The organism is Arthrobacter sp. LjRoot78, assembly GCF_964254335.1.
Classification (GTDB): domain Bacteria; phylum Actinomycetota; class Actinomycetes; order Actinomycetales; family Micrococcaceae; genus Arthrobacter.
On sequence record NZ_CAXUTG020000001.1, the window covers coordinates 4168549 to 4192590 of the forward strand.

At 66.7% G+C, this 24042-nt stretch carries 19 protein-coding genes and 1 pseudogene; 10 read left to right on the top strand and 10 right to left on the bottom strand.

Annotated features, from left to right (window positions below):
- Window positions 1–104 precede the first annotated feature (104 nt).
- Window positions 105–2012 carry a DEAD/DEAH box helicase gene (locus tag ACSQ1X_RS19370; RefSeq protein WP_055802864.1) on the bottom strand — a complete coding sequence of 636 codons (1908 nt, stop codon included), beginning with the start codon at window positions 2010–2012 and terminating at the stop codon, window positions 105–107.
- Window positions 2013–2438: 426 nt separating this feature from the next.
- Here ACSQ1X_RS19370 and ACSQ1X_RS19375 point away from each other — a divergent pair, with 426 nt between their 5' ends.
- Both ACSQ1X_RS19375 and cycA read left to right on the top strand, forming a co-directional pair.
- On the top strand, window positions 2439–2609 hold the full coding sequence (locus tag ACSQ1X_RS19375) for a hypothetical protein (RefSeq protein ID WP_436058903.1): 171 nt from the start codon (window positions 2439–2441) through the stop codon (window positions 2607–2609).
- Window positions 2610–2979: 370 nt separating this feature from the next.
- Window positions 2980–4470, top strand: a complete 1491-nt coding sequence (gene cycA, locus ACSQ1X_RS19380) for a D-serine/D-alanine/glycine transporter (RefSeq protein ID WP_436058904.1) — start codon at window positions 2980–2982, stop codon at window positions 4468–4470.
- On the opposite strand, the pseudogene ACSQ1X_RS19385 reads toward cycA, so the two are convergent.
- The 7 genes and pseudogenes from ACSQ1X_RS19385 to ACSQ1X_RS19415 all read right to left on the bottom strand — a co-directional run bounded on the left by ACSQ1X_RS19385 (window position 4467) and on the right by ACSQ1X_RS19415 (window position 12872).
- Window positions 4467–5883, bottom strand: a pseudogene (locus tag ACSQ1X_RS19385) (MFS transporter). The gene cycA and the pseudogene ACSQ1X_RS19385 overlap by 4 nt on opposite strands.
- Window positions 5884–6006: 123 nt before the next feature.
- Complete coding sequence (locus ACSQ1X_RS19390) at window positions 6007–7749, bottom strand: CocE/NonD family hydrolase (RefSeq protein ID WP_436058905.1); 1743 nt, start codon at window positions 7747–7749, stop codon at window positions 6007–6009.
- A complete protein-coding gene (locus tag ACSQ1X_RS19395; RefSeq protein WP_436058906.1) occupies window positions 7742–8710 on the bottom strand; it encodes an MBL fold metallo-hydrolase in 969 nt (322 codons plus the stop codon). The genes ACSQ1X_RS19390 and ACSQ1X_RS19395 overlap by 8 nt, the downstream gene beginning before the upstream one ends.
- Complete coding sequence (locus ACSQ1X_RS19400) at window positions 8707–9675, bottom strand: alpha/beta hydrolase (protein WP_436058907.1); 969 nt, start codon at window positions 9673–9675, stop codon at window positions 8707–8709. The genes ACSQ1X_RS19395 and ACSQ1X_RS19400 overlap by 4 nt, the downstream gene beginning before the upstream one ends.
- Window positions 9676–9680: 5 nt before the next feature.
- Window positions 9681–10811 (bottom strand): FAD-dependent oxidoreductase, encoded by a 1131-nt coding sequence (locus ACSQ1X_RS19405; protein WP_436058908.1) that lies wholly within the window; start codon window positions 10809–10811, stop codon window positions 9681–9683.
- A 46-nt stretch (window positions 10812–10857) separates the two neighbouring features.
- A complete protein-coding gene (locus ACSQ1X_RS19410; protein ID WP_436058909.1) occupies window positions 10858–11811 on the bottom strand; it encodes a phosphotriesterase family protein in 954 nt (317 codons plus the stop codon).
- Between the two features lie 50 nt (window positions 11812–11861).
- A complete protein-coding gene (locus ACSQ1X_RS19415) occupies window positions 11862–12872 on the bottom strand; it encodes a phosphotriesterase (protein ID WP_436058910.1) in 1011 nt (336 codons plus the stop codon).
- Window positions 12873–13125: 253 nt separating this feature from the next.
- On the opposite strand from ACSQ1X_RS19415, the gene ACSQ1X_RS19420 reads away from it, so the two are divergent.
- The 5 genes from ACSQ1X_RS19420 to ACSQ1X_RS19440 all read left to right on the top strand — a co-directional run bounded on the left by ACSQ1X_RS19420 (window position 13126) and on the right by ACSQ1X_RS19440 (window position 18180).
- Window positions 13126–14886: an MFS transporter gene (locus ACSQ1X_RS19420; RefSeq protein WP_436058911.1), complete on the top strand. Its 1761-nt coding sequence runs from the start codon at window positions 13126–13128 to the stop codon at window positions 14884–14886.
- 67 nt (window positions 14887–14953) lie between these two features.
- Window positions 14954–16126, top strand: a complete 1173-nt coding sequence (locus ACSQ1X_RS19425) for a cytochrome P450 (RefSeq protein WP_436058912.1) — start codon at window positions 14954–14956, stop codon at window positions 16124–16126.
- A complete protein-coding gene (locus ACSQ1X_RS19430) occupies window positions 16123–16317 on the top strand; it encodes a ferredoxin (protein ID WP_436058913.1) in 195 nt (64 codons plus the stop codon). The genes ACSQ1X_RS19425 and ACSQ1X_RS19430 overlap by 4 nt, the downstream gene beginning before the upstream one ends.
- Complete coding sequence (locus ACSQ1X_RS19435) at window positions 16314–17537, top strand: NAD(P)/FAD-dependent oxidoreductase (RefSeq protein WP_436058914.1); 1224 nt, start codon at window positions 16314–16316, stop codon at window positions 17535–17537. Before ACSQ1X_RS19430 ends, ACSQ1X_RS19435 begins: the two co-directional genes overlap by 4 nt.
- Window positions 17538–17565: 28 nt before the next feature.
- Window positions 17566–18180 (top strand): TetR/AcrR family transcriptional regulator, encoded by a 615-nt coding sequence (locus ACSQ1X_RS19440; RefSeq protein ID WP_436058915.1) that lies wholly within the window; start codon window positions 17566–17568, stop codon window positions 18178–18180.
- Between the two features lie 22 nt (window positions 18181–18202).
- On the opposite strand, the gene ACSQ1X_RS19445 is transcribed toward ACSQ1X_RS19440, so the two are convergent.
- Window positions 18203–19234 carry an Lrp/AsnC family transcriptional regulator gene (locus tag ACSQ1X_RS19445; protein ID WP_436058916.1) on the bottom strand — a complete coding sequence of 344 codons (1032 nt, stop codon included), beginning with the start codon at window positions 19232–19234 and terminating at the stop codon, window positions 18203–18205.
- A 145-nt stretch (window positions 19235–19379) separates the two neighbouring features.
- Here ACSQ1X_RS19445 and ACSQ1X_RS19450 point away from each other — a divergent pair, with 145 nt between their 5' ends.
- The 3 genes from ACSQ1X_RS19450 to ACSQ1X_RS19460 all read left to right on the top strand — a co-directional run bounded on the left by ACSQ1X_RS19450 (window position 19380) and on the right by ACSQ1X_RS19460 (window position 22496).
- Complete coding sequence (locus tag ACSQ1X_RS19450) at window positions 19380–20603, top strand: M20 metallopeptidase family protein (RefSeq protein WP_436058917.1); 1224 nt, start codon at window positions 19380–19382, stop codon at window positions 20601–20603.
- 26 nt (window positions 20604–20629) lie between these two features.
- Window positions 20630–21922, top strand: coding sequence for an MFS transporter (locus ACSQ1X_RS19455; protein ID WP_436058918.1), 1293 nt, complete (start codon window positions 20630–20632; stop codon window positions 21920–21922).
- 235 nt (window positions 21923–22157) lie between these two features.
- Entirely contained in the window at window positions 22158–22496 is a 339-nt protein-coding gene (locus ACSQ1X_RS19460; RefSeq protein ID WP_055802853.1) for a hypothetical protein, read from the top strand.
- Between the two features lie 65 nt (window positions 22497–22561).
- Here ACSQ1X_RS19460 and ACSQ1X_RS19465 read toward each other — a convergent pair whose 3' ends face one another.
- A complete protein-coding gene (locus tag ACSQ1X_RS19465; RefSeq protein WP_436058919.1) occupies window positions 22562–24025 on the bottom strand; it encodes an MFS transporter in 1464 nt (487 codons plus the stop codon).
- Window positions 24026–24042 lie beyond the last annotated feature (17 nt).

Sequence of the window (24042 nt, forward strand, 5' to 3'; positions counted from 1 at the left end):
GCTGCGTGATTTGCGCTACGCAAAATGCCGGTCGCTGCGGATATACCCGCCGCGTCCGGCATTTTGCGTAGCGCCAGCTACTTTACGTAGCGAAAACACGATCCTTAGCGGCTGCGGCGTTCGTTCGACGCCGGAGCTGACGCACGGCGGGGGGCGCCGCTGCGTGCCGGACGGCCTTCGCCGGAACGGCCGTTGCCGCCGCCGGAGTAGGATCCGCCCGAGGTGCCGCCGGTGTTGGAGGACCAGACTGCTGCGTTGCCGCCGGCCGAGCCGGACTTGCTGCCGGCAGCGGCGCGCTGGCCCGTTGCCGGACGTCCGCTGCGCTGGCCGCCCGTTGCTCCGCCGGTGCGGGGAGCGCCGCCGGTGCGGGGAGCGCCACTTCGCGGTGCACTGGTGCGGGTTGCCCCGCCGCGGGCGTCGCCACGGCCGTCGGTTGCACGGGCGTCAGACCCGCGGCCGGCCGATGCACGGCCACCTGCTGCGGGAACGTCGTTGTGGTGCGAGTAAGCAGTGGCACGGCCACGGCCGCGGGCATTGCGGCGCTCGGCGCGCTCGGCGTCGGCGCGGTCCTGGTTCTTTTCCGCCACGCGCTCAGCGGCGTTGCGGGCAGCGGCCTGGCCTTCATAAGCCACGGCGCGTCGCTCGGAACGCGGAAGATCCGTACGGGGAGCCTCAGCCGAAACCCGGCCGCGTCCGCCACGTCCGCCGCGGCCGCCCGCGGTGGGTGCAGCCTGCGTAGTGCGGCGTGCGCGCTTGCGCTCCGCGTTTGCACCGGTGGAGGTGCCGCCGCCCTGGTTGGACTTGGCAGCCAGCAGTGCGGCGCGGGTGCGCGGGTCGATCTTGTCGGCCATTTCGCCCACCAGTTCTGCAACCAGCGGCGAGTTGGCGGTGACGCGCTCGAAGTTGACCTCGACGCCCGCAGCCTTCATGAGCTTCTTGACATCGGACTGCTGCTCCGGCAGGGTCAGCGTGACCACGGTGCCGTCGGAACCGGCGCGGGCCGTACGGCCTGAGCGGTGCAGGTATGCCTTGTGCTCCGTGGGCGGGTCAACGTGGATCACCAGTTCGACGTCGTCCACGTGGACGCCGCGGGCGGCGACGTCGGTGGCCACCAGGACGCGGACGTCGCCGGAGGAGAACTCGGCAAGGTTGCGGTCACGGGCGTTCTGCGACAGGTTGCCGTGCAGGTCGACGGCGGGGATGCCGGCGTCGGTCAGGGTCTTGGCAAGCTTGCGGGCGTGGTGCTTGGTGCGCATGAAGAGCACGCGGCGGCCGGCACCCGAGGCGAGCTCGACGATCAGCTGCTTCTTGACGGTCTGGTCGTTGACCACCAGTACGTGGTGTTCCATGGTGGTGACCGCGGCCTGCGGGTCGTCCACGGAGTGGGTCAGCGGGTTGGACAGGTAGCGCTGGACGATCTTGTCCACGCCGTTGTCCAGGGTGGCGGAGAACAGCAGGCGCTGGCCCTGGCTGGGGGTCATGTCCATGAGCTTCTTGACCACCGGCAGGAAGCCGAGGTCCGCCATGTGGTCTGCCTCGTCCAGCACGGTGACCTCAACGGCCTCGAGGGTCAGGATGCGCTGGCGGATCAGGTCCTCCAGGCGGCCCGGGCAGGCGATGACAATGTCGACGCCGGCGCGCAGCGCCTTTTCCTGGCGTGCCTGGGAGATGCCGCCGTAGATCACGGTGGTGTTCAGGCCCATGGCCTTGGCCATCGGCTCGATCGTGGCGTTGATCTGGGTGGCCAGCTCGCGGGTCGGCGCAAGGACCAGCCCCATCGGGCGGCCGGGCTTGCGGAAGTGCTTGGCTTCCCGCTCAGCGAGTCGGGCTACAAGCGGGATGGCGAAGGCAATGGTCTTGCCGGAGCCGGTGCGGCCGCGGCCCAGGACGTCGCGTCCGGCCAGGGTGTCCGGGAGGGTCTTGACCTGGATGGGGAACGGTTCAATGATTCCCTGGGCGGTCAGTGTGTCGGCGAGTGCTTTGGGCGTGCCGAGGGCAGCAAAAGTAGTCATGTGTTTCAAAGGTCTTTCAGGCGGTATCCGTGCGGATATCGGCCCCCGGTGCCGGTTGGCCCAGGGGTTCGCCGAAGAAAAGTCAGGTGATCAACCGGATTGCTGCCAACCTTGCGGTAGCGGCGGACGGGACCAAATAGAACGCGTTCATCGACGCAGGATGTGCCTCTCACATGAAAAAAACCCACTCCCTGCCGGACAAATCCTTCGGGGGATCCGGTTGATGAACCGAATCAAAGTGGGCATCACTGCACATCAAGTTCCACCAGTCTAGCATCCGGCGGGCTGCCCGCCCGAACGGGCACTGTTTCGGGGCGGGCCGCCGCCGCTCCGGCCCCCACTTCTGCAACTGCCACCATGGCGGACCCATCCGGATCCGGCCTGGCTCCGAACCAGCACGGGAAGATCTACCCGAAAGGACATGCCATGGAACTCGAAGACAAGGGGCGCAACGTCGTCATCCATCATCTCGGAGGGGCCAAGCGGCCAGGCCGGCTCACCGGCTATGGCGAGTCCAGGCGGGAAGACCGGGCGGGCCAGGTGGGGGCAGAGCCCGAGGAAGCCGCCGAACCAGGTCCAACAACGGACTACACTTGATGCCTTGAGGCTCGACGTTTGTCGAGGACCGAGCGACCCGGGCTGCGGCTGAACCGCGTTCCAGGAAGACGAAACCAGGGAGGCCCCGCGATCGCCGCCTAGCCCGGCACGAAGCCGGAGAATGCCCTTTCCCGCTCCGGAAGCCAGTTCAGGCGCAGCGACGCCCGCCGCCGCCATTGGAGCGTCCGGCCTGCCGGGACCGGCCCCACCTCCCCCGCCGAAGGGCTCAGAACCGGGCCTAGTCTTGATTCACCCCAACTGTTACCTACGTCACAATTGTGGCGGCTCCGTGCAGACGGCGGCGCGGCACCCTGCCTGCAGGGCAGTCCGCCTGCGACGCAGTCAGCCTGAGACAAGGAAAGAAGCACTGATGTCTGAACGCACCACCACGGTTGCCCGGAACACTGCAACGGAACCCACCAAGGGAGGCCACAGCCAGGAACCGCACCTTGCCCGCGCGCTGAGCAACCGGCACATCCAGCTGCTGGCCATCGGCGGCGCCATCGGCACCGGCCTGTTCATGGGATCCGGCAAGACCATCTCCCTCGCCGGCCCGTCCGTCATCTTCGTCTACATGATCATCGGCTTCATGCTGTTCTTCGTCATGCGGGCCATGGGCGAAATCCTGCTGTCCAACCTGAACTACAAATCCTTCAGCGACTTCGCCGGAGACCTCCTGGGCCCCTGGGCCGGGTTCTTCACCGGCTGGTCCTACTGGTTCTTCTGGGTTGTTACCGGCGTCGCGGACATCGTGGCAATTGCCGGCTACGTGGACAAGCTGGCCCCCGGAACCCCGCTGTGGATCCCCGCGCTCATCACCCCCGTAGTGCTGATCCTGCTGAACCTCCCCACCGTCAAGGCCTTCGGGGAAGCCGAATTCTGGTTCGCCATCATCAAGGTGGTGGCCATCGTCGCACTGATCGGCACCGGCATCGTTATGATCGCCACGAACTTCACCTCCCCCAACGGGGCAGTGGCCAGCCTCGCCAACATCTGGAACGACGGCGGCATGTTCCCGCACGGCATGTTCGGCTTCATCCTCGGCTTCCAGATCGCCATCTTCGCGTTCGCCGGCATCGAACTGGTAGGCACTGCGGCGGCGGAAACCAAGGACCCGGAGAAGAACCTCCCCCGGGCCATCAACTCCATCCCCATCCGCGTGCTGCTGTTCTACGTAGGCGCCCTGGTGGTCATCATGGCGGTCAACCCGTGGCGGACCATCGACGCCGCCAGCAGCCCGTTCATCGGCATGTTCACCCTCGCGGGCCTGGGCATCGCCGCCGTGGTGATCAACCTGGTGGTCCTTACCTCCGCGGCATCCAGCGCCAACTCCGGCATCTACTCCACCTCGCGCATGGTCTACGGCCTGGCCCAGGACGGCAACGCCCCGAAAGCCTTCGGCAAGCTGAGCATCCGCAAGGTTCCGCAGAACGCCCTGCTGTTCTCCTGCATCTTCCTGCTCGCCGGCCTGGTGCTGCTTTACTCGGGCGACTCCGTCATCGGCGCGTTTACCGTGGTCACCTCGGTTGCATCCGTGCTCACCATGTTTGTCTGGTCCATGATCCTGATCAGCTACATTGTGTTCCGCCGCCGCCGTCCCGAACTCCACGCAGCCTCCGCCTTCAAGATGCCCGGCGGCGCCTTCATGCCTTACGTGGTGCTGGCATTCTTCGTGTTCATGCTCGTGGCGCTCGCCCAGGCCGAGGACACCCGCCTCGCCCTGGTGGTTGCTCCCCTGTGGTTCCTGATCCTTGGCGCGGCCTGGTACTTCAACCGCAAAACGCCGCTCCAGCAGGCACGGATCGTTGAGTGGAAGGCTGAGTCTGATTCGGACAGGGCAAAAGTCAACGCCCTGAACTAGGACGATTTCCGCGCCGCAACCCGCGGCGCAACAACCACAGCGACGACGGCGATGGCGACCGTGAGAGCGAAGACTCCCGCGAAGGAGGCGCCCGACACTCCGCCCCGCCGTCGTCGTTGTGGTTCCCGCCGCCGTTCCCGCTAAGGCACTGAACACGATCCCGGTGGTGGCCAGGGCCAGCGCACCACCGAGCGAATCTGAAATGGACATGGCCGAGCTGTTGAAGCCCTCGGTGTCCGGAGTCGACATGGCCAGCGTCATCACGCTGAGGCGCGGATACATCAGGCCCATCCCGAAGCCGGCGGACATCCAGCCGGTAATCGCGACGCCGGCCGGCCAGCCCAGGACGGTGGTCACCAGGGCAAGGACGACGGCGGCAAGCACCATCGCCGACCCGACCCTGATGGCCCGGAGGTTGCTGAGCTTCGCGCCCATCCGGCCCTGCACGGCCGAGGCGCCGGCCCACGCCAGGGCGCCGCCGGTGAGGGTCAGCCCGGCAAAAGTGGGCGAAAAGGAGTACCGCTCCACCAGCAGGTACGGAAGATAGACCTCCGCTCCGAAAAACGCCGCGGAGACGAGCCCACGGGCCAGGATGACGCTCGGCAGCCCGCGCCGGGCAAGCAACGTGCCGCGGGGCACCAGCGGACGCACCGCCACGAACGCGATCACGACGGCGGCCGCCGCCAAGAAAGCTCCGGCGCCCGGAACCTGCGCGGAAAGGTTCAGGCCCAGCACGGCCAGCGCCGCAAGGGCGGCCCACGCGAGCCTGCCGTAGGACCAGCGCCCCGGCTCCGAACTTCCCTCCGGCGCGCCGCGGAGTCCGCGCAGCGCAGGCACGATCATCAGGAGGGCCGGAACCACCAGCCCCACCACGCCCAGGAACACCCAGTGCCAACTGGCCGCCTGCGCCACGATTCCGGCCGCGAAGGGTCCCACCAGCGAAGGAATAACCCACGCCGCGGAAAACGCGGCGAAAATCTTCGGGTGCAGCACGGGCGGATAAACGCGCGCCACCACAACGTACAGCGCAACGGTCATGGCGCCGCCGCCCAGTCCCTGCACCAGGCGCCCGGCCACCAGGACAGCCATGCTTCCTGCCGTCCCGGCGATCAGCAGCCCAAGGACGAACAGGGCCACTGAGGCGTACAGCGGTCCCACTGGGCCGCGCCGGTCGGACCAGTTGCCGGCCGCCACCATGCCGATCACGCCGGTAGCCAGCGGTCCGGCGAAGGCCAGGGCGTACAGGCCGGCGCCCTCCAGTTCCCGGCTGACCAGGGGCATGATGGTGGTCACGGCCAGCGACTCAAAGGCAGCCAGGAACACCAGGGCACACGCGCCGGACGTCACGAGCAGGTAGTGGCGGTGCAGGATTCCTGCAGCCTCAGGGGCGGCGGCGGGGGCGCTACGTTGCACGGTGATGGCCTGATCAGTCGTTTCGGATGCGTGCCTGCCATTAAACACCCCAGGCCGTGATGTCCAGGGTCATCCTGAACATCACGGCCTGTGCTGCGTGCCGGGAACCCGGCCCGGCGGAGACTATTCCGACTGGCCTCCCGCCGTGTTGGCCTTCGTGGTGAACGGCAGGAGCAGGCGGGACTGGTGGGCGGCGTCGCGGTAAATCTTGTGGGTGACGGGCCGGCCCACCGGGAGGTGGAAGGCGTCCGGCGGGAGCAGCGAGTTGTGCTCATCTGCCAGCGGCTCGGCGTTGGACAGTTCCACCGTCAGCTTGTGGCCCGGCCTGAACGTGTTCGCGAACGGGTAGAGCCGCAGCACGTATTCCTCGATCTGCCCCGGCTCCACGGGCACGGAACGGGTGTGCGGGTGGTAGGGGTTTCCCTCGGTGGTGCGCTCATCGAGCTCGCGGTGCGAGGCCTTGAGGTATCCGCTGGTGATGAGCTGGCGCTTGCCGTTCGGGGCGTAGTCCCACAGGCGCAGGATGAAGTTGGTATCCGGCTGGTCGATCTCGGCGAAGATGTGTGCTGCGCCGGTGCCGATCATTTCCGCGTCCTCTTCGAACGGTTCGGTGGACCAGCTGATGATCTGCACCTGGTCGGTGACCGTCAGCGGGGCCTGGTAGAAGCCGTCCGGCGCGGCATATTCGGCGCCCATCAGCTCGGGCTCACCGGAGAGCTTGTGGCGCGGGCGCAGGTACAGCGGCTTGTACTCGATGTCCTTCGGCGGCCACTGGTCCGCAGTCACCACCTCGCGGGAGCCCTCCACGAAAACGCTCACGGCAGGCTCATCCATCACGCCGTTGTCGATGCCCTTGATCCAGTAGTCGTACCACCGGAACATCTTGTCGTGCTCCTCGATGAAGGGACGCGACTGCATCGGCGGGTAGGGGCCGATGTCCAGTTTCTTCGGGCCTTTCAGCTCGTTGAACAGCTCGATGGTGCCGTCCAGGGTCCAGCCGCGGCCCTGGTCCAGCTGCAGCCACACCGGGATGTCGATGTTCGGGGCCAGCGTGACGGGATTGCGTTCCTCGTACCAGTCCCCGTCCAGTTCGTTCATCACGATGTCGAACCAGGCTTCGTGGTTTTTCGGGTAGTTCAGGACGTGGACCAGGTTCGGCCAGGCGGCGACGTCCGGGTCCTGGAGGCGCCTGGCGACGAGCTCCTTAAGCTCGCCGGGCGGGTACATCTCGATCATCCGGGACTTCACGCCGTCGGTGAAGGCCCAGCCGGAATCGCCTCCCCGGCCTTCGCGGGCAGCGCGGGGCATGAACCACATGATGCCGCCGTGGTACGTGGTCTCGTAGAAGTCGTAGTGGCCGCCGGAGACGAAGATTGCCTTCAGGTGCGGCGGGCGCTCGGCGGCGGCCAGCACCTGCATGGAGCCGAAGTAGGAGATGCCCACCATGCCGACGTTCCCGTCACACCACGGCTGCTCCGCTACCCACTCGATGAAGTCGTAGGCGTCCTGGCCCAGCGACACCCCGCCGGCGTTGTAGTTGCCGATGTGCTCACCGCCGGAGTGGCCGGAGCCGCGCAGGTCGCCGATGACGTGGACGTAGTCCTCCTTGACGATGCGGGCAATGTCGCCGGCCTCGATGCAGCCGTCCCACATCGGGCTCGGGCGCCGCTGCGGCGGGGTGGTCAGCGCCAGCGCCTGCAGTTCCTTGCCGTAGGGGCTCAGTGCCACCAGTGCCGGGCGCGGCTTGTCCTCGGCGCCCTGGTAGGCGTCCGCGGCGAGCTCGACGCCGTCGCGCATCGGGACCCGCAGGTCCTTGCGCACGGCGATTTTCTCCCCGCCGGCATTCAGTAACTGGCAGTCATCCATGAGTGCTTATCTCCTCATCTTGGGTCAAGTGGTCCATCGTCGTGCGGTAGCCGTGGAGCGTCGTGAAGAACGGGGACGGCTCCAGGGTGGGGTCCCCCTGATACCCAAGGTCGTCGGCCACCCGGGCGAAGGGCGAATACGGTGAGTCTGTGTCCTGCAGTCCGGCAGCCAGGCAGCCGCAGGCCGCATCCTTGACGCGGGCTTCGATGTCCAGGCTCCCCTGGAGCGCTTCCCGAGCCTGCCCGGCGTCGAGCTCCACGCCGTAAGGTGTGCCGTCCGCGCGGCGGTACGGGTGCCCCAGGTAGAGGTGCTGCGGACGGATCTCGTCGCCGAGATACTGCAGGCTCCTGCGGTAGCCGGCGGGGTCCACAAAGCCGGGAAATCCGTTGGCCGCACCGTGGACCTGTACGGCGTCGCCGACGAACACGTCGTTTTGTCCGTCCAGGACGTACGCGACCGACCCGGCGGTGTGTCCCGGAATCGAGTGGACTGAAACGGTGACGTCGCCGCCGAGGGAGATGGTCTCGCCGCCGCGCACAAGGAGCGTCGGCTCCATCTCCCCCGAGATGACGGCGTTCGTTGCGGCGGTCAGCTTTGCCTCGCCGTCGGGGTCCTGCAGATACCGCGCCCGTCCGGCAAGGTATTCGTCCACGTGGGCCCGGCGAGAGCGGAGCATCGGCGCGTCAGCCTCGTGGATGACCACCTGCGCGCGCCGCCCGGTGAGCTCCCACAAGGCAAACGCACCCCCAATGTGGTCGATATGGCCGTGTGTCAGAAAGATCCAGCGGACGTCCTCGATCCGGCGGCCGATCGCCTCCAGTGCCGGCACCATACCTTCTGCGGGCGAGGAGGCGATTCCGGTGTCCACGATGGCGGGCTCCGGAGCGTCGATGAAGAAGCTGTAGAGGCCGAACCGCCCCCACGGCGAGACGATCGGATGAACGGCGACCGGCTTCGTCATTGCGCTGTGCTCGCGAAAGACGGTGTGCCCCCGTTGGACCCGGGCCCAGCGTTGAGGAATTCACCGGTCTCCTCGTACGCCCGGTAGAACTCCGGGATCCAGGCGAAGTTCTGCACGAATCCGTGGTTGGCGCCCTCATAGCGGCTGACTGTCGCGGCCACGCCGGCTTCCTTGAGGCGCCGGCCGTACAGTTCACCCTCGTCCCGCAGGGGGTCATGCTCGGCCGTGATGACGAGGGCTGCCGGCAGGCCGGCGAGGTCCTGGCGCTTGATGGGCGAGACGAGCGGGTCCGCCGGGTCAGCCCCGTTATTGAGGTAGAACGAGTTGAACGGTGCGAGGCCTGCAGTCTCCAGTCCGTACCCCTCGGCGTTCTCCCGCAGTGAGGGGTAACGGTCGACGTCGAAATCCAGGTCCAGCGACGGGTAGAACAGGATCTGGTGGGTGATCCGGTTGAACCCGTCGTCGTGGGCTTTCGCGGCGACGGCGGCGACGAAGTTGCCGCCCGAACTGTCGCCGGCGATGACGAGGTTCTTCCCGTCCCACTTCAGGTTTTCACCCTTTCCGGCCGCCCAGCGGACCACGCCGTAGCAGTCCTCAAGCCCCGCGGGGAACCTGGCCTCGGGCGCTAGCCGGTAGCCCACCGAGATGACCTTGTGGCCGGTTTCCTTGGCCAGCGACCGTGCCACGTGGTCGTGGGTGTCCAGGCTGCCCAGGAAGAACGCGCCGCCGTGGAAGTAGACCAGAAGGCCGTAGGCGTCCGCATCGGCGGGCGTGTAGATCCGCACCGGAACCTCGCCGGCCGGCGTCACAGCGGTGGCGTCCTCGACGGAGTGGAGCGGGAGGCGGCCCTCCAGCGGCGGGACCTGGGCGGCCTCGCCGGCACGCATGGCTTCGGGGCTCAGGGGGGAACCGTCGGGTGCCGGCAGGGTTGCCAGAATTTTGGCGATTTCAGGATGGATGGCCATGGCGTTCAGGCCTTTGCCGCTGCAGCAGCAGGCTTCTGGGACGCGGGCTTCTGCCCCGGAAAGACGTCATTGACCTCTTCCTCGCTCCAGCCCTGGCGCGAGATGCGCTGCAGCTCGTCCGTCACCGGCTTGCGGGTTGCCTGGAACAGGGCCAGCGCCTCCTTAACCGAACCGGCCCGGGACAGCGCATCGGCCAGTGCTCCGGCGTCTTCAATGGCAGAGTTCGCGCCCTGGCCCTGGTGGTGCAGCATGGAGTGCGCCGCATCGCCCATCAGGACCACCGAGTCGGTGTGCCAGGTGTCCACGGGGTCGATGTCGTAAACGGCGCGGATGTTGACCAAGTCCATGTCGAGATCCCGGGCGATGCTCACGATCCGCTCGTCGAAGCCCTCCACAGTCTTCAGGAGTTCTTCCTTGGTGATGGCGGGCGCCCAGGTGCCGTCCGGGTTAAGTGCGGTGATATCGAAGGACATCTGGTTGCGGTGGCGCAGCGGCAGCAGGTAGACCTTCGTGCCCCTGCCCATGTACATCCGCAGATTGTCGTCAACCACCATCCCGTGGGCGTCGTCGGCGGAGATCACCACGCGGTAGGCGTGCTCGCCGGAGAACACCGGGCCCTTGTCGCTGAAGAGCTGCTCACGCACAGCGGACTTGATGCCGTCGGCGCCAACCACCAGGTCGGCCTCCACCGTCTCGCCGTTGGCAAAGGTCAGCACGGAGCGATCTCCCTTGTCCTCGATTGTCTCCAGCCGGTGGCCGAGCTGCACCATGCCAACGGGAAGAACGCCGAGAAGGGCCTCGATGAAGTCGCGGCGGTGGATGAGGTAGGTCTGCTTCTCTTCGCCGAACTCCGGCCAGGTGTCCTTCATGATGGGCTCACCGGTTGCGGTGAGGATTTCGAAGTAGTCGCTTGCCGAGCTCACCTTGGCGATCTCGTCGAAGATCCCCCACTGGCGGAACCGGGCCATAGTGGCGGGGCGCAGGCCGATGCCGGCACCGACCTCCCCCATCTGGGGAGCCTGCTCGTAGACCGTGACGTCCGCACCGAGCAGGCTCAGGGCCTTCGCCGCCGCTGCGCCACCGTAGCCTGCGCCGACGATGGCGATCTTGAGGTTCTTGATGTCTTCAGCCTTCATGGTTTCATCTCTTTCTTGACTGTGTAAGTTTGGGGTTTGTCCGGGGTCAGGCGGTCAGCGACAGGAAGTCGGCCGGGTTGTCCTCGAGCAGGAGTTTGAGGGTGGCGTCGTCGATGCCGGCCGCGCGCATGTCGGGGATCATGTCCTCGAAGATGTAGTTGATGGTGTGGCCCTTCACGCCTGGCCAGCCCAGCGGGCTGCAGTTTGCGTCGGCCGAGACGAGGAGCTTGTCCGCGTAGCCCTTGTTCACAAGCTTGACGAAGTGCTCCATACGTTCGGCGCGCTTGCGGCCCCAGAACGGCGGATCCGGCAGTTCGAGATCGTAGCCGAAGGTGTCGAAGCCGATCCGGCCGCCCTGCTCGTAGATCCAGTCGTGCGGGGTTATCGGAGCGTTCAGGCCGTCGTCGGCGTGGCCGAAGAGCACGCGGTCCAGCGAGAGGCCCTCTTCGTTGAAGATGGTCACGGCCGGTTCGGGGTCGATGGCCAGGTGGGTCAGGATCGGCGCACCGGTGACGACGGCGGCGCGGGCGGCGGCCCGGTAGATGCGCTTGTCCAGGTCCGTCATGCGTCCGCCCCGGCTCACGCCGACCTTGATGACGCCGGCCTTGGCACCCGTGCTGCCGATGCCGACGGTGATCTCGTGGATGAACACCTTCGTGAGGTAGTCCACGGTGGCGCGGGAGAAGTGCGGCAGGGCGGTATCGCCGCCGACGAAGCCGGTGCAGGCCACGATGTGCACGCCCGTCTTCCGGGACAGGGACTTGTAGTAGTCCACGTCGCGGCCGTTGCAGATGCCTGTGGCGTCCACGAAGGTACCGCCGCCGTATTCACGGAACTTCCGCAGCTTCGGCACGGTTTCCTCGTACGCCTGCTCCGGCGACTTCCACCATTTTGTGTCCAGTTCAGACCCGGGCATGCCGTAGCCGATGTGTTCGTGGACCGCCACGATTTCCAGTTCTTCAGCCGGGATGGTTCCCAGCACGGTGTTGACCTTGGTCATTCGTTCACCTCAGGGTTTCGAAAGCTTGTTGGGTGGGGGCGGGCGCGTGTTTAGCGCACGGTCAGCAGGTTGCGGGGGTTGTCCACGAGGATGCGCTGCGCGTCTTCTTCGCCCAGGCCGCGGGCCTTGAGGAACGGCACAAACGTGGTCAGGATGTGGCTGTAAGGCAGGTTGTACTCCGGCAGTCCCTTTGCCACGCCGATCGAGTTGCCCGACAGGATGATCTTGTCGGCATGGCCGGCCTCGACGAGCTCGAGCACCATCTCGGCGCGGGCGCGGTCGCTGAGGTAGTCCGGGTGGTCACTCAGGCCCACGTGGTCGATCCCGACGAACGCTCCGCGGCCTGCCACCTCGACGGCGGAACCGGCAGCGTCCTTGCGGTCCAGATCGCCCACCAGTACCCGGTCAGCTCCGATCTGCTCGGCCAGGACGACGTCCAGGTCATGCAGGGCGTCGGCGCCGAAGCGAATGGAGACCGGGACGCCGGTGTTCTTTGCGGCGCGGGCTGAGCCGCGGAAGAGGCTTTCCTCGGTCGGCGTCATACCGGCACGGTCGGCGACGGTGGCGACGATACCGGCGGCGGCTCGGCGCTCGACCCGGGGAACCACCATCCCCTCAGTGACCTCCTTGCCAAAGAGATCACTGAACTTCTCTGCCGGCCACGGGGTGGGCGGGTTGGTCTGCGGCGTCAGGAAGTACCCGCCGAGCTCTTCCTCCGGGCCCAGGCCCGTGGAGGCGACGATATGGACGCCGGTGGAGCGTGACAGGGCCTCGTAGAGCTTGAGGTCTCGGCCGTGGAACATGCCGGTGCTATCGACGATGGTCTGGCCGCCGTGCTCGCGGAAGTCGGTGAGCTTGGCGGCCAGGACCTCGAAGATCTCCGCCCGGTCCATCGAGATGTCGGGGGCGTACTGGGCACCGGGGAGCACCGACAACAACGCCTCATGGACCGCGACAACGCCCAGTTCAGAAGCAGGTACGGGGCCCAGGACCGTGTTGACGGTTTGCCCGGCGGGGGCAGCAATCGCGTCGGCGGTGCCGGCGGGGGTGGGGTGACTCACGGGGCTTCTCCCTTAAGGATCGGGTGCTGAATGCTGGGGCGCCGCGGAGTTGGATCGTGCCGTCGCCCCGTTGCGGTGTAGCCACCATCACATATTCCTTTACATTGTGTCAAGGAAATAATCGCAACGTACGACTAACGCCGGGACAGCCAGATGAACCCTCGTTGCGTAAGTGCTCTTGACATGATGTAAAGTTTACAGACAAACTGTGGGGAGCGCCACATCCGGTTCGGAAACAAAGGAGTTTTCATCGATGAGTCAGAACAACATTGCAGGGACGGGCACTGCACAGAAGGGCATGGGATCGAGCCGCGGCTCGGTACGAGCCACTTTCATCGCCGCCTACAGCGCCGTCACGCTCGCGCAGATCACCAACGCGCTGCCGGGTGCCCTCAGCGGCACCTTTGCGGTGGAATTCCACACCTCGGGCGCTGGCCTGACCTGGATTGCGGGCATGTTCCTGATGGGCATTGTGGTGTTTGAGCTCAGCTGGGGGCTGCTGGGCGATCTGTTCGGACGCAAGAAGCTGCTCTATGTCGGCGCTGCGGTCAGCGTTGTCGGCTCCGTTATGGCCGCGCTGGCGCCGACGACCGAGATGATGATTGCCGCGCAGGCTCTCGGCGGCATCGGGGCAGGCATCCTGTTCCCCATCTCGCTGTCCATGATCGCGGCGATCACCCCGGACCACCGGGCGCGGGCCCGGGTCATTGCCACGTGGGCAGGCTTTCTCTCGCTGGGCGCGGTGATCTCCCCGGTGCTCGCAGGCTTTACGGCGCAGTTCTTCACCGTGCCGGGCGTTGCGCCTGGCTCGCCGAACACATTCAGCGGCTGGCGGGTGGCCTACCTGATTGCGGCCGGCGTTGCCGTGCTCGTTCTCCTCGTCGCGCTCCGGGCGAAGGACTCGGCGGCCGCCGAGGGACGCAAGCTGGACCTGCCCGGCCAGATCACCCTCGCGCTCGGCCTGATCGCCGCCCTCTACGCCACGGTGACCGCGGTGGACGCCGGATTCGGCAGCGTCCAGGTGGTCGCCAGCTACGTCGTCGGCGGCATCCTTCTGGTCGCCTTCGTCGTCATCGAATCACGCACCGAGCAGCCACTCATCCACCTGTCCCTCTTCAAGAACAGCGCTTACTCGATCACCGGCATTGTGGCGGTCACGGGCATGTTCGCTTTCCTCGCGATCTGCTTCAGCACCAGCGTCGCCGTCAGCGGACTAGCCCTGGCCGAGACCTGGAAGGTCGGTGTGCTGTTCGTCTTCATCCAGGGTCCCGCATTCGCCTTCATCCCGGTGGTGGGGTGGCTCATCCACCACGTTGCCCCGCGTTGGGTGCTCACCGCGGGCTTCGCCCTCATGGCCGTCTCCGGTTTCTGGCTCTCCACCTTCGCCCTCGGCACTCCAGAGGCCTTCGGCGGCACCCCGTGGACGGCCTTCATTCCGCCGCTCCTGCTGCTGGGCATCGGATTCGCACTCACCGTCGGCTCTGTCACCGCTGTTGCCATCAATACCGTCCCGCCCCAGCAAATCGGCATGGCTTCCGCAACGACGAACCTCCTGCGCGACCTCGGCTTTGCCCTCGGACCCGTCATCGGATCAGCCATCGCTTTCGGCATCGGAGCCACGGCCTTCGCCGGTCCCCTCGCCGGAATCCTCGGCGGGGCAGGGCTGCCTGCAGAGGCCGCCGCCGGGCTGGCGAACGTGCCGCCGCTGGGCTTCCTCGCCGGCTGGGACGGCGTGATCGCGCAGTTCACGGCCCAGGCAACGGCCGGCGGTGCACCCGCCCCTGCCGTTGACGTTATGGTCCAAGCCCTCAATGGCGCACAGCCGCAAATCATGGGAGTGGCCGGGACCTCGCTGGGCCAAGGGTTCCAGGCGGTCTACCTCACCGCGGGTATGGCGGCGATCCTGTCCGCCATTCTCACCCTCTTCATCTCCGCACGGTCCTCGGCACCTGCGTCCGATGCCATCGCGGAAACCCCCGACACCACTGCCGCAAACGCCGAGGCCGCCGTCTAACACTGACGGCCTCCGGCTTCGACCAACCACCTACCACCTACCACCTACCACCCGCAAGGAGAACACTATGACTGCACCCCTCGAATCAGACATCGACATCTGGGATGACGACATCCTTGTCGACCCCTACCCCACCTATGCCGCGCTCCGCGAACAGGCCGCAGTTGTCCACCTTCCCAAGAACGACCTGTACGTCCTGACGCGCCACGACGTCATCCGCGATGCCCTCGGTGATCCGGAATCCTTCTCGTCCACCAGCATCGGTTTTAACCCCATGGTGAACGAGGCGCTGCAGGGCACCTCGCTTGCCTCTGATCCGCCCACGCACACGCAGCTCCGCGCCACGCTGTCACAGAACCTCACTCCCCGAGCACTCCGCGGATTGAAAGTCGTCATCGACGAAAAGGCCGACAAGCTCGTGGCAGAGCTGGCCGCCAGCGGCAGCTTCGAGGCCGTCGATGCCCTGGCCCGGGCGTTCCCGATCGAAATCGTTGCCGACCTCATCGGCTTCAGCGGACACGTCAAGGACAACATGCTGCGCTGGGGCCAGGCGGCGATGCAGGTCATCGGCCCGCTGAACCAGCGCACGCAGGAGAGCTTCCCGATCGCGGGCGAGCTATACGGCTGGTGCTCGTCGGTCACCGCCGAAGACCTCACGCCCGGCTCAATCGGCCGCGGAATTTTCGACGCCGAGACGCGCGGCGACATCCCCCAAGGCTCTGCGGGGCACATCATCCACCAGTACCTGGGAGCGGGCGTCGACACGACGATCGCGTCTATCGGCAACATCATCGCGCTGTTCGGCCACCACCCCGAGCAGTTTGAGCTGGTCCGGGAGAACCCTGAACTGGTCCCCGCGGCGTTCGCCGAGGTTCTGCGTTACTGGGCACCGGTCCACATCTGGGGCCGCAAGGCAACCCGCGACGTCGAAATCGACGGCGTCACGATTCCGGCGGGCGCCCAGGTGGGCATCCTCTTCGGTGCCGGCAACCGCGACCCGCGGCACTACGAGAATCCCGACACCTTTGATGTGCGGCGCAATCCGGTGGACCACCTCTCCTTCGGCTACGGGCCCCACGGCTGCGCCGGCCAGGGCCTGGCGAAACTTGAAGCGCACGCAATCATCGAAGCACTGGCCCGCAGGGTGAAAACGTTGACGATCTCCGATGAGGTCCGGGAGCCCAGCAACATCACGCGGAGTTTCGAATTGCTCCAGGTCGAAAAGGTAGTGGCAGCATGAGGATCGAACTGGACCGGCCACGCTGCGAGGGACACGGCCTGTGCGAGGAAGCCGCGCCCAAGCTGATGCACCTCGATGACGACGGCGAACTGGTCATCGACGTCGCGGACGCCGAAGGGGCCGACCTGGACGCCGCGAAGGCGGCGGTCCGGGTCTGCCCGGTGGCCGCGCTGCGATTGGCCGCGGCATGACGATGCGAAGGATAGTGGTGGTCGGCAACGGCATTGCCGGACTGACGGCGTGCGACTCGTTGCGCTCGGCGGGCTTCGACGGTGAGCTCACCGTCGTCGGCGCCGAGCGCCACCACCCTTACAGCCGCCCCGCCCTGTCCAAGGCGCTTCTGCACGGTGACGATGCCCTCCACGCGCATGAGCTCCCCGAGCCCACGCACGAAGCAACGGAACTGCTCGGCGTGGGCGCCGCGGGCCTGGACCCGGACGCCCGGCTGGTTCGCCTGGACGGAGGCGGCGAACTGCCGTATGACGGCCTTGTCATCGCCTCCGGTTCCCGGGCGAAGCGCCTTGGTCCGGGTGCCCACCAGAGAGGAGCAGGCGGAGCGCAACAGGATGGCCCCGTCCGCGAGCTCACCCTGCGCACCATCGAGGACGCCATCCTCCTCAAGGAAAGCGTTGCATCGCGCCCGTCGGTCATCGTGATCGGCGGCGGACCGCTCGGCATGGAGGTCGCGTCCGGTTGCCTGCACGTGGGCTGCGAGGTCACCCTCGTCTCCGACGTCACGCCGCTGTCGCATCAGCTGGGCGACCATCTGGCCGGCATCTTCACCTCCGCCGCCGTCGGGCGCGGACTGCGCGTGGTTGGCGGCGGGAAGGCCCGTCTTGCCGATCACGGCGACGGCGCAAAAGTTGTCCTGGCCGACGGCACCGAGCTCAAGGCGGATCTCGTCGTTACTGCAATCGGCGATGAGCCGAACGTTGACTGGCTGGCCGGCTCGGGACTCCTCACCGACGGATCGCTGCGCGTCGACTCCCGAGGCCGGATGCGGCCGGACATAGCGGCCGCCGGCGACGTTGCCTTTTTCCCCACCCTCCGCGGCGTGCAGCGGGTTCCGCTGTGGACGAGCGCCATCGACCAGGCCAAGGTCGCGGCCGTCGGCCTGCTGCAGGGCGACGCCGCACCCGAGTTCAACTTCCAGCCCTATTTCTGGACAGAGGGCTTCGGGTTGTCGCTCAAAGCGGTCGGCTTCACACCGGTGGCGGGTGAACCCGACTACTGCGAACCGGGAGCGGAAGGCGAGTCGCTGCTCCTGCGCTGGGACAATCCGGACGGTTCCGGGACCGCCGCCGCGGTCAACTACCGGATCCCGGTCCCCAAACTACGCCGGCTGGCCGACGCCGGGCCGGACGCGCTGCGTTCGCCCGCCCTGCGTCCGCCCGCGCCCGCACGGGTTTGACGCCGGCCGCCACGGTTAGGATTGAACCATGTCGTCGTTGCGAGAAGCCCACAAGAAGCTCACCCGCGACATGATCGTGGAACGGGCGCTTGAGCTCTTCACCGAGAAGGGTTACGCCGCGACCACCATCGACGAAATCGCCGCCGCGGCCGGCACCACCCGGGTCACCTTCTACGCCTACTACCCTTCACGTGTTGACCTGATGAAGGACTTCATGGCGCGCGTCAACGCGGTGCTGGACCGTGCGGACGGCCCGGAGAGCGGCTCCACCGCACCCGACCTTGTTGACGTGGTGCGTGCGGGCGAGCTGCCGGGCATCCTGGCCTGGCTGGAGTCGCGGGCGGCGCTCTGGCCGGTCTTCCGCCCGTACCTCGACGTGCTCGACGAGGCCGCCGCCGTCGACCGTGAGGTGCGCGCCATGGTCGAGGGATGGCATGAGGAAGTCATTTCCGACCTGGTCCGCGGAATGCAGCTTGCCGGGCGTTTCTCGGACGAGACGCACCACATCCGCGGAACCCTCGCCTTCACGTCACTCGACTACGTGGCCACCCTCTGGACACGACGCAAGTTCGAACCCAACCGCGAACACGCGCTGGAGGTCCTGGCGGACAACTGGTACCACCTGCTCTGCGACGAAGGCTGACCGGCAGCCACTCCCCGGGCGGCTAGGGGTCCAGCCCCAGGCCCGCTGACGGAACCACCGCTCCCGTGGCCGTCGAATCCGGGTTGAGCATCCAGCCCACCCGCTTGGCGGCACTCAGCACCACAACGCTTTCGGCCAGCTCGATCCCCGGGATCCGTTGCTGGAGTGCGAGTTCGGCGTTCATCACGTCCGCCAGGGAGTGCAGCCACATGACGATCACGAAGTTGGTCCGGCCGGTGGTGGAGGCGGCAAGCCGGACGTTGCGGAACCCCCGCAACTCGGCCCCCGCGGTGTCGTGCTGGCCCGGCGGCACGTTGGCGAACCACTGGCACGTGACCGGGTAGCCGGAGTATTTTTGCGCGATTTCGCAGCGGAACGACAGCAACTGGCTGGCCAGCACGCGGTTCAACTGCCGCTGGACGGTGGCCGGACTGCGCCCGAGGCCGCGGGCGATCTCCGCCGCGCTCGCCCTCCCGTCCTGTGCGAGGAACGGAATCAGGTCCAGATGGCTCTGCGGCAGCGGAGCACCAACGACCGCGGGCGGGGCCGAGCCCGACGCCTCTGGCCCGGCGAGCACCCTGAGGGCGTTCTGCTGCGCCTTGTCCAGGACATTGAGCCGCCAGGCATAGCCGCCCACGTGCAGCCGCGTGCAGAGCGCGGTCCGGTATTTGAGGAGGCCGGGGATGTCCTTGAACTGCGGCACCACGGTGTCGCTGAAATGGGCAAGCGTGGGCGTGATGACCGTCAGCATCAGGTCGCGGTTGCTGGCCGCTTCCTCCACCGTGACCACTTCGGGCATGGCGGCGAGCGCGGCGGTGACGCCGGCGCGCTGCCGCATCTCACAGTCCACGTCCACCAGCGCCAGGCACATCTGTTTGGGATCGCCGATCAGGTGGGCGGTGGTCCAGGCGGCGCCGGCGTCCCTCAGCCGGTCCCAACGTGCCGCGAGCGTGGTGGCATGCACGCCCAGGACACCGGCGGCATCGGACCAGCTGATCCGCGGCGCTATCTGCAGCGCGTTGATGAGGCGGAGATCGTCCTCACTGACTTCCATCCGGACACATCCTCTTCCGCTCGCATGATTCCTGCACAAACCATCATAGTTTTGAATTTTTCCAGCTATTTTCCGCGTTGTGAACCAGCTCACTCCACAATGGGTAGCAGGTCACTAACCAATCGTTCGGGAAGCAGGAGAACATATGTCGATCACCGCCGATGCCAGGGAGCTACAGGGCGAAATCGCCCGGTTCCGCCACGAGCTGCATCGGGAGCCGGAGATCGGCCTGAATCTGCCCCGGACCCAGGAAAAGGTACTCAAGGCGCTGGAAGGCCTGCCGTACGAGATCACCCTCGGTGAGAGCACGACGTCGGTCACTGCTGTTTTGCGCGGCGGCGCGCCGCACGCTTCAGCCGAGAAGCCGGCGGTCCTGCTCCGTGCGGACATGGACGGCCTGCCCGTCCAGGAACGCACCGGCGTCGATTTCACCTCACGCATCGACGGCGCCATGCACGCCTGCGGCCACGACCTCCACACCTCCATGCTTGCCGGCGCCGCCCGCCTCCTGGCCGACCGCCGCGACCAGCTGGCCGGCGATGTTGTCCTGATGTTCCAGCCGGGCGAGGAAGGCTTCGACGGCGCCTCCCACATGATCAGCGAAGGTGTGCTGGACGCGGCGGGCCGCCGTGTGGATGCCGCCTACGCCATGCACGTGTTCTCCGCCCTGGAACCGTACGCCCAGTTTTGCACCAAGCCGGGCGTCATCCTGAGCGCATCCGACGGACTGTTCGTCACCGTGCTGGGCGCCGGCGGCCACGGCTCCGCGCCGCACTCCGCAAAGGACCCCGTTACGGCGGTTGCCGAAATGGTGACAGCCCTGCAGGTGATGATCACACGCCAGTTCAACATGTTCGATCCCGTAGTCCTCACGGTCGGCCTCCTGCAGGCCGGCACCAAGCGCAACGTCATCCCTGAATCCGCGCGCTTCGAAGCCACCATCCGCACGTTCTCCGATGCATCCCGGGAACGGATGATGACGGCCATTCCGGTCCTCCTCAAAGGCATCGCCGCAGCCCACGGCCTCGAGGTGGACGTCGACTACCGCTCCGAGTACCCCCTCAGCGTCACGGATGAAGACGAGACACACACCGCCGAAAAGACCATCCAGAAGCTCTTTGGCGATTCGCGCCTGACCCGCTGGGTCACCCCGCTCAGCGGCTCGGAGGACTTCTCCCGGGTGATGGCCGAGGTGCCCGGCACATTCATCGGGCTCAGCGCCGTTGCCCCCGGCGCGGACCACACATCCACCCCGTTCAACCACTCCCCCTACGCCACATTCGACGACGGCGTTCTCTCCGACGGCGCGGCGCTCTACGCAGAACTCGCCGTTTCCCGCATCGCAGCCCTCGCGGCTGCAGGCAACTGACCTTCCCTTCTCTTTTGGAGCCCCACATGACTTCCACCGTAGGCATGCCAGCCGAGGTCCAGGTTCACAAATCCCACGTCCGGACCCTCATCGGAACCGGCATCGGCAACGCCGTTGAATGGTACGACTGGGCCATCTACGCCACGTTCTCACCGTTCATCGCCAGCGCACTGTTCAGCAAGGCGGATCCGACGTCGGCCTTCCTGGCCACCCTGGCGATCTTCGCCGTCGGCTTCGTTGCCCGTCCGTTCGGCGGCTTTGTCTTCGGCTGGATCGGTGACCGGATTGGCCGCAAGACGTCCATGACGTTCGCCGTCGGCCTCGCGGCCCTCGGCAGCCTGCTGATCGGCGTCGCCCCGACGTTCGAGGCTGTCGGTGCGTTCGCGTCCGTGATGCTGCTGGTGGCCCGCCTGATCCAGGGCCTGGCGCACGGCGGGGAGCTGCCGTCGTCGCAGACCTACCTTTCCGAAATGGCCCCCAAGGAAAAGCGCGGCTTCTGGGCAACCCTCATCTACACGTCCGGCACTGCAGGGATCCTGGCCGGCACGTTGCTCGGCGCCATCCTGTCCAACGTCCTGGGCACGGCCGACATGAACGCCTGGGGCTGGCGCATCCCGTTCCTGATCGGCGGCGCCCTGGGGGTCTACGCCCTGGTGATGCGTGCCCGGATGAAGGAAACCGAAGCCTTCGAAGCCGAGTCTCCCAAAGAGAAGCACGAGCCCATGTGGCCGCAGATCTGGCGGCACCGCAAGCAGGCCCTGCAGGTTATCGGCCTCACCGTGGGCCTCACCGTGAGCTACTACATCTGGGGCGTGGTGGCACCGAGCTACGCTGCCACCACCCTGAAGATGGACCGCGGCGAAGCCCTCTGGGCAGGCGTGATTGCCAATATCGTGTTCATCGCCGCCCTGCCGTTCTGGGGCAAGCTGTCGGACCGCATCGGCCGCAAACCGGTCCTGATCATGGGCTCTGCCGGTGCCGCCCTGCTGCACTTCCCCATGACCTGGCTGCTGAAGGACTCCCCCTGGCAGCTCGCCGTCACCATGTCCGTGATGCTCTTCTTCATCGCCGCCAGCGCCGCCATTGTCCCGGCTGTTTATGCCGAGCTCTTTCCCACCAAGATCCGCACGGTGGGAGTCGGCGTCCCCTACTCCATCTGCGTCGCTGCCTTCGGCGGCACGGCCCCGTACCTGCAGACCTGGCTTGGCACCATCGGACAGGCCAACCTGTTCAACGTTTATGCCGTGCTCCTGCTGCTGATCGGCATCGCGTTCGTCTTCACCATCCCGGAGACCAAGGGCAAGGACCTGACGCACTGACCCTCCCGACGGCGGCATGGCCGCCCGACGGGTACCGGCGAAGGCCGGGCGGCCTGGCCGCCCGGCCTTCGCCATTGCCGCGTCTGGGAGAATGGGACCATGCGGGCAACCCAGGCACACCGCCGGAGGGCTGTCGCCGGCCGCGGCCGGGCATGCCCGACGCATCGCGGCATCGTAGCGGGATGCACAGCCCGATCTGCTTACAATCAACCGACAGTCATCTAACAAGGGAACCATGAAGAAACTCACCACGGCCCTGCTCGCCGCCGGGCTCATCATCTCCGCTTCAGCCTGTTCGGCACCCGAAAAACTGACCACAGCAGAAACCTGCGACCGGCTGAAGATCGTTGTGACGGATTCCAGTGCCAACGCCGGCAAGACCGGGATGGTCATTCTGGGCAACCGGCTTCGCCCGATCGTGGCTGGTGCCTCGGACGAGCTGAAGCCTGCGGTGCAGGCAATCCTGGACTATGCGGACGAGTCCGCGAAGGAGAACCCGGACGCGGACAAGGTCGCCGAGCTGCAGGCTGGCTACCAGAAGGCCGGCGCCACCTTCGGGCAGCTCTGCAGCTAAGCCCTGCCACGTAAGCCCTGTTCACGCCGGCCAGGCCGGTTGCAGGTCCGGCAGGACGCCGCTCCCTAGCCCAGGTGGACGGGAGCGCCGTCCGCGTCGGCGCCGCTGAACGTCTTCCGGTCGATGGTGATCAGCAGGAGTGCAACCGGCATGATCAGGATCGACACGGCCGCCGCCCACAGGAACACCTCCGCATAGCCGGCGGTCAACGCCGCCATCGGGGCTGTTCCTGCGGCGGCCGTGGCCGCCGCCGCGATGGTGCTGAAGAGGGCGATGCCCAGCGATCCGCCGATCTGCTGGGAGGCGTTCACCAGGGCACTGGCAACACCGGCGTCGTCCTTGTCCACGCCGAAGAGGGCAAGGTTCTGCATGGGAACGAACACCATTCCCAGCCCCAGGCCCATCAGGATCAGTGCGGGCAGCATGTTCACTGCGTAACTGCCGTCCGCGCTCACCTGCGTCAGCCACAGCATGGCCGCCGCCATAAAGAACGGCCCGCCGGCGGTAGGGATCTTCGCCCCCAGCTTCGGCAGGTTCTTCGCCACGACCGCAGCGGTGACGATCAGCACCACGGTCATCGGCAGGGACGCAATTCCTGCCGGGAACGGGGCGAAGCCGAGCACAATCTGGATGTAGAAGTTGATGAACAGGATGCCGCCGATCAGGACGGCGCCTGAGAGGAATGAGGCGAGGAACGCCGCCGCGCGGTTGCGCTCCGTAGCGACCCGGAGCGGCAGCAGCGGGTGTTTCACCTTCTTCTCCACAGCCGCGAACAGCACCAGCAGCACCGCGCCGGCAAGGATGAACCCCCACGCCTCCGGGGCACCCCAGCCGTGTTCGGCGTTGGTGAAGCCGTACACCAGCGACCCCAGCCCGAGCGCAGCAAGCACGACGCCGGGCCAGTCGTATTTGGTTGAGCCTTCGGCTATGCTCTCGCGAACCTGGATCAAGACGCCGATGAAGGCAACGATGGCGATGGGGACATTGACGAAGAAGCACCACCGCCAGGACGCGTAATCCGTCAGATAGCCGCCCAGGAGGACGCCGACGGCGGCGCCGACGCCGCTGATGGAGCCGAAGATCGCGAACGCTGTTCCGCGGTCCTTGCCGCCGGGGAACGCAACGGTAAGCAGCGCCAGCGCCGCGGGTGCCAGCAGCGCCGCGAAAACACCCTGCAAAGCGCGCGCGCCGATCAGTTCCCACGACTCCTGCGCGATGCCGCCGATGAACGATGCGGCGGCGAAACCTGCCGCGGCAACCATGAATGTCCGCTTGCGGCCCCAAAAGTCCGCAACACGACCGCCGAGCAGAAGAAATGCGCCAAAGGCGAGGGCGTAGGCCGTCACCACCCAGGACCGGGTCGAGTCGCTGATTCCCATTTCGGTCTGCAGCCGCGGGAGGGCCAGGTTCACGATCGTGCCGTCCAGGACCACCATGAGTTGCGCCAGGGCGAGGAAGATCAGTGCCCACCACGCCTTCTGCGGCTTCTTCTCCTGCCGCACCTGCGCGGTTGCCGTATCCAATGCCATGCCTTCATACCTCCAAT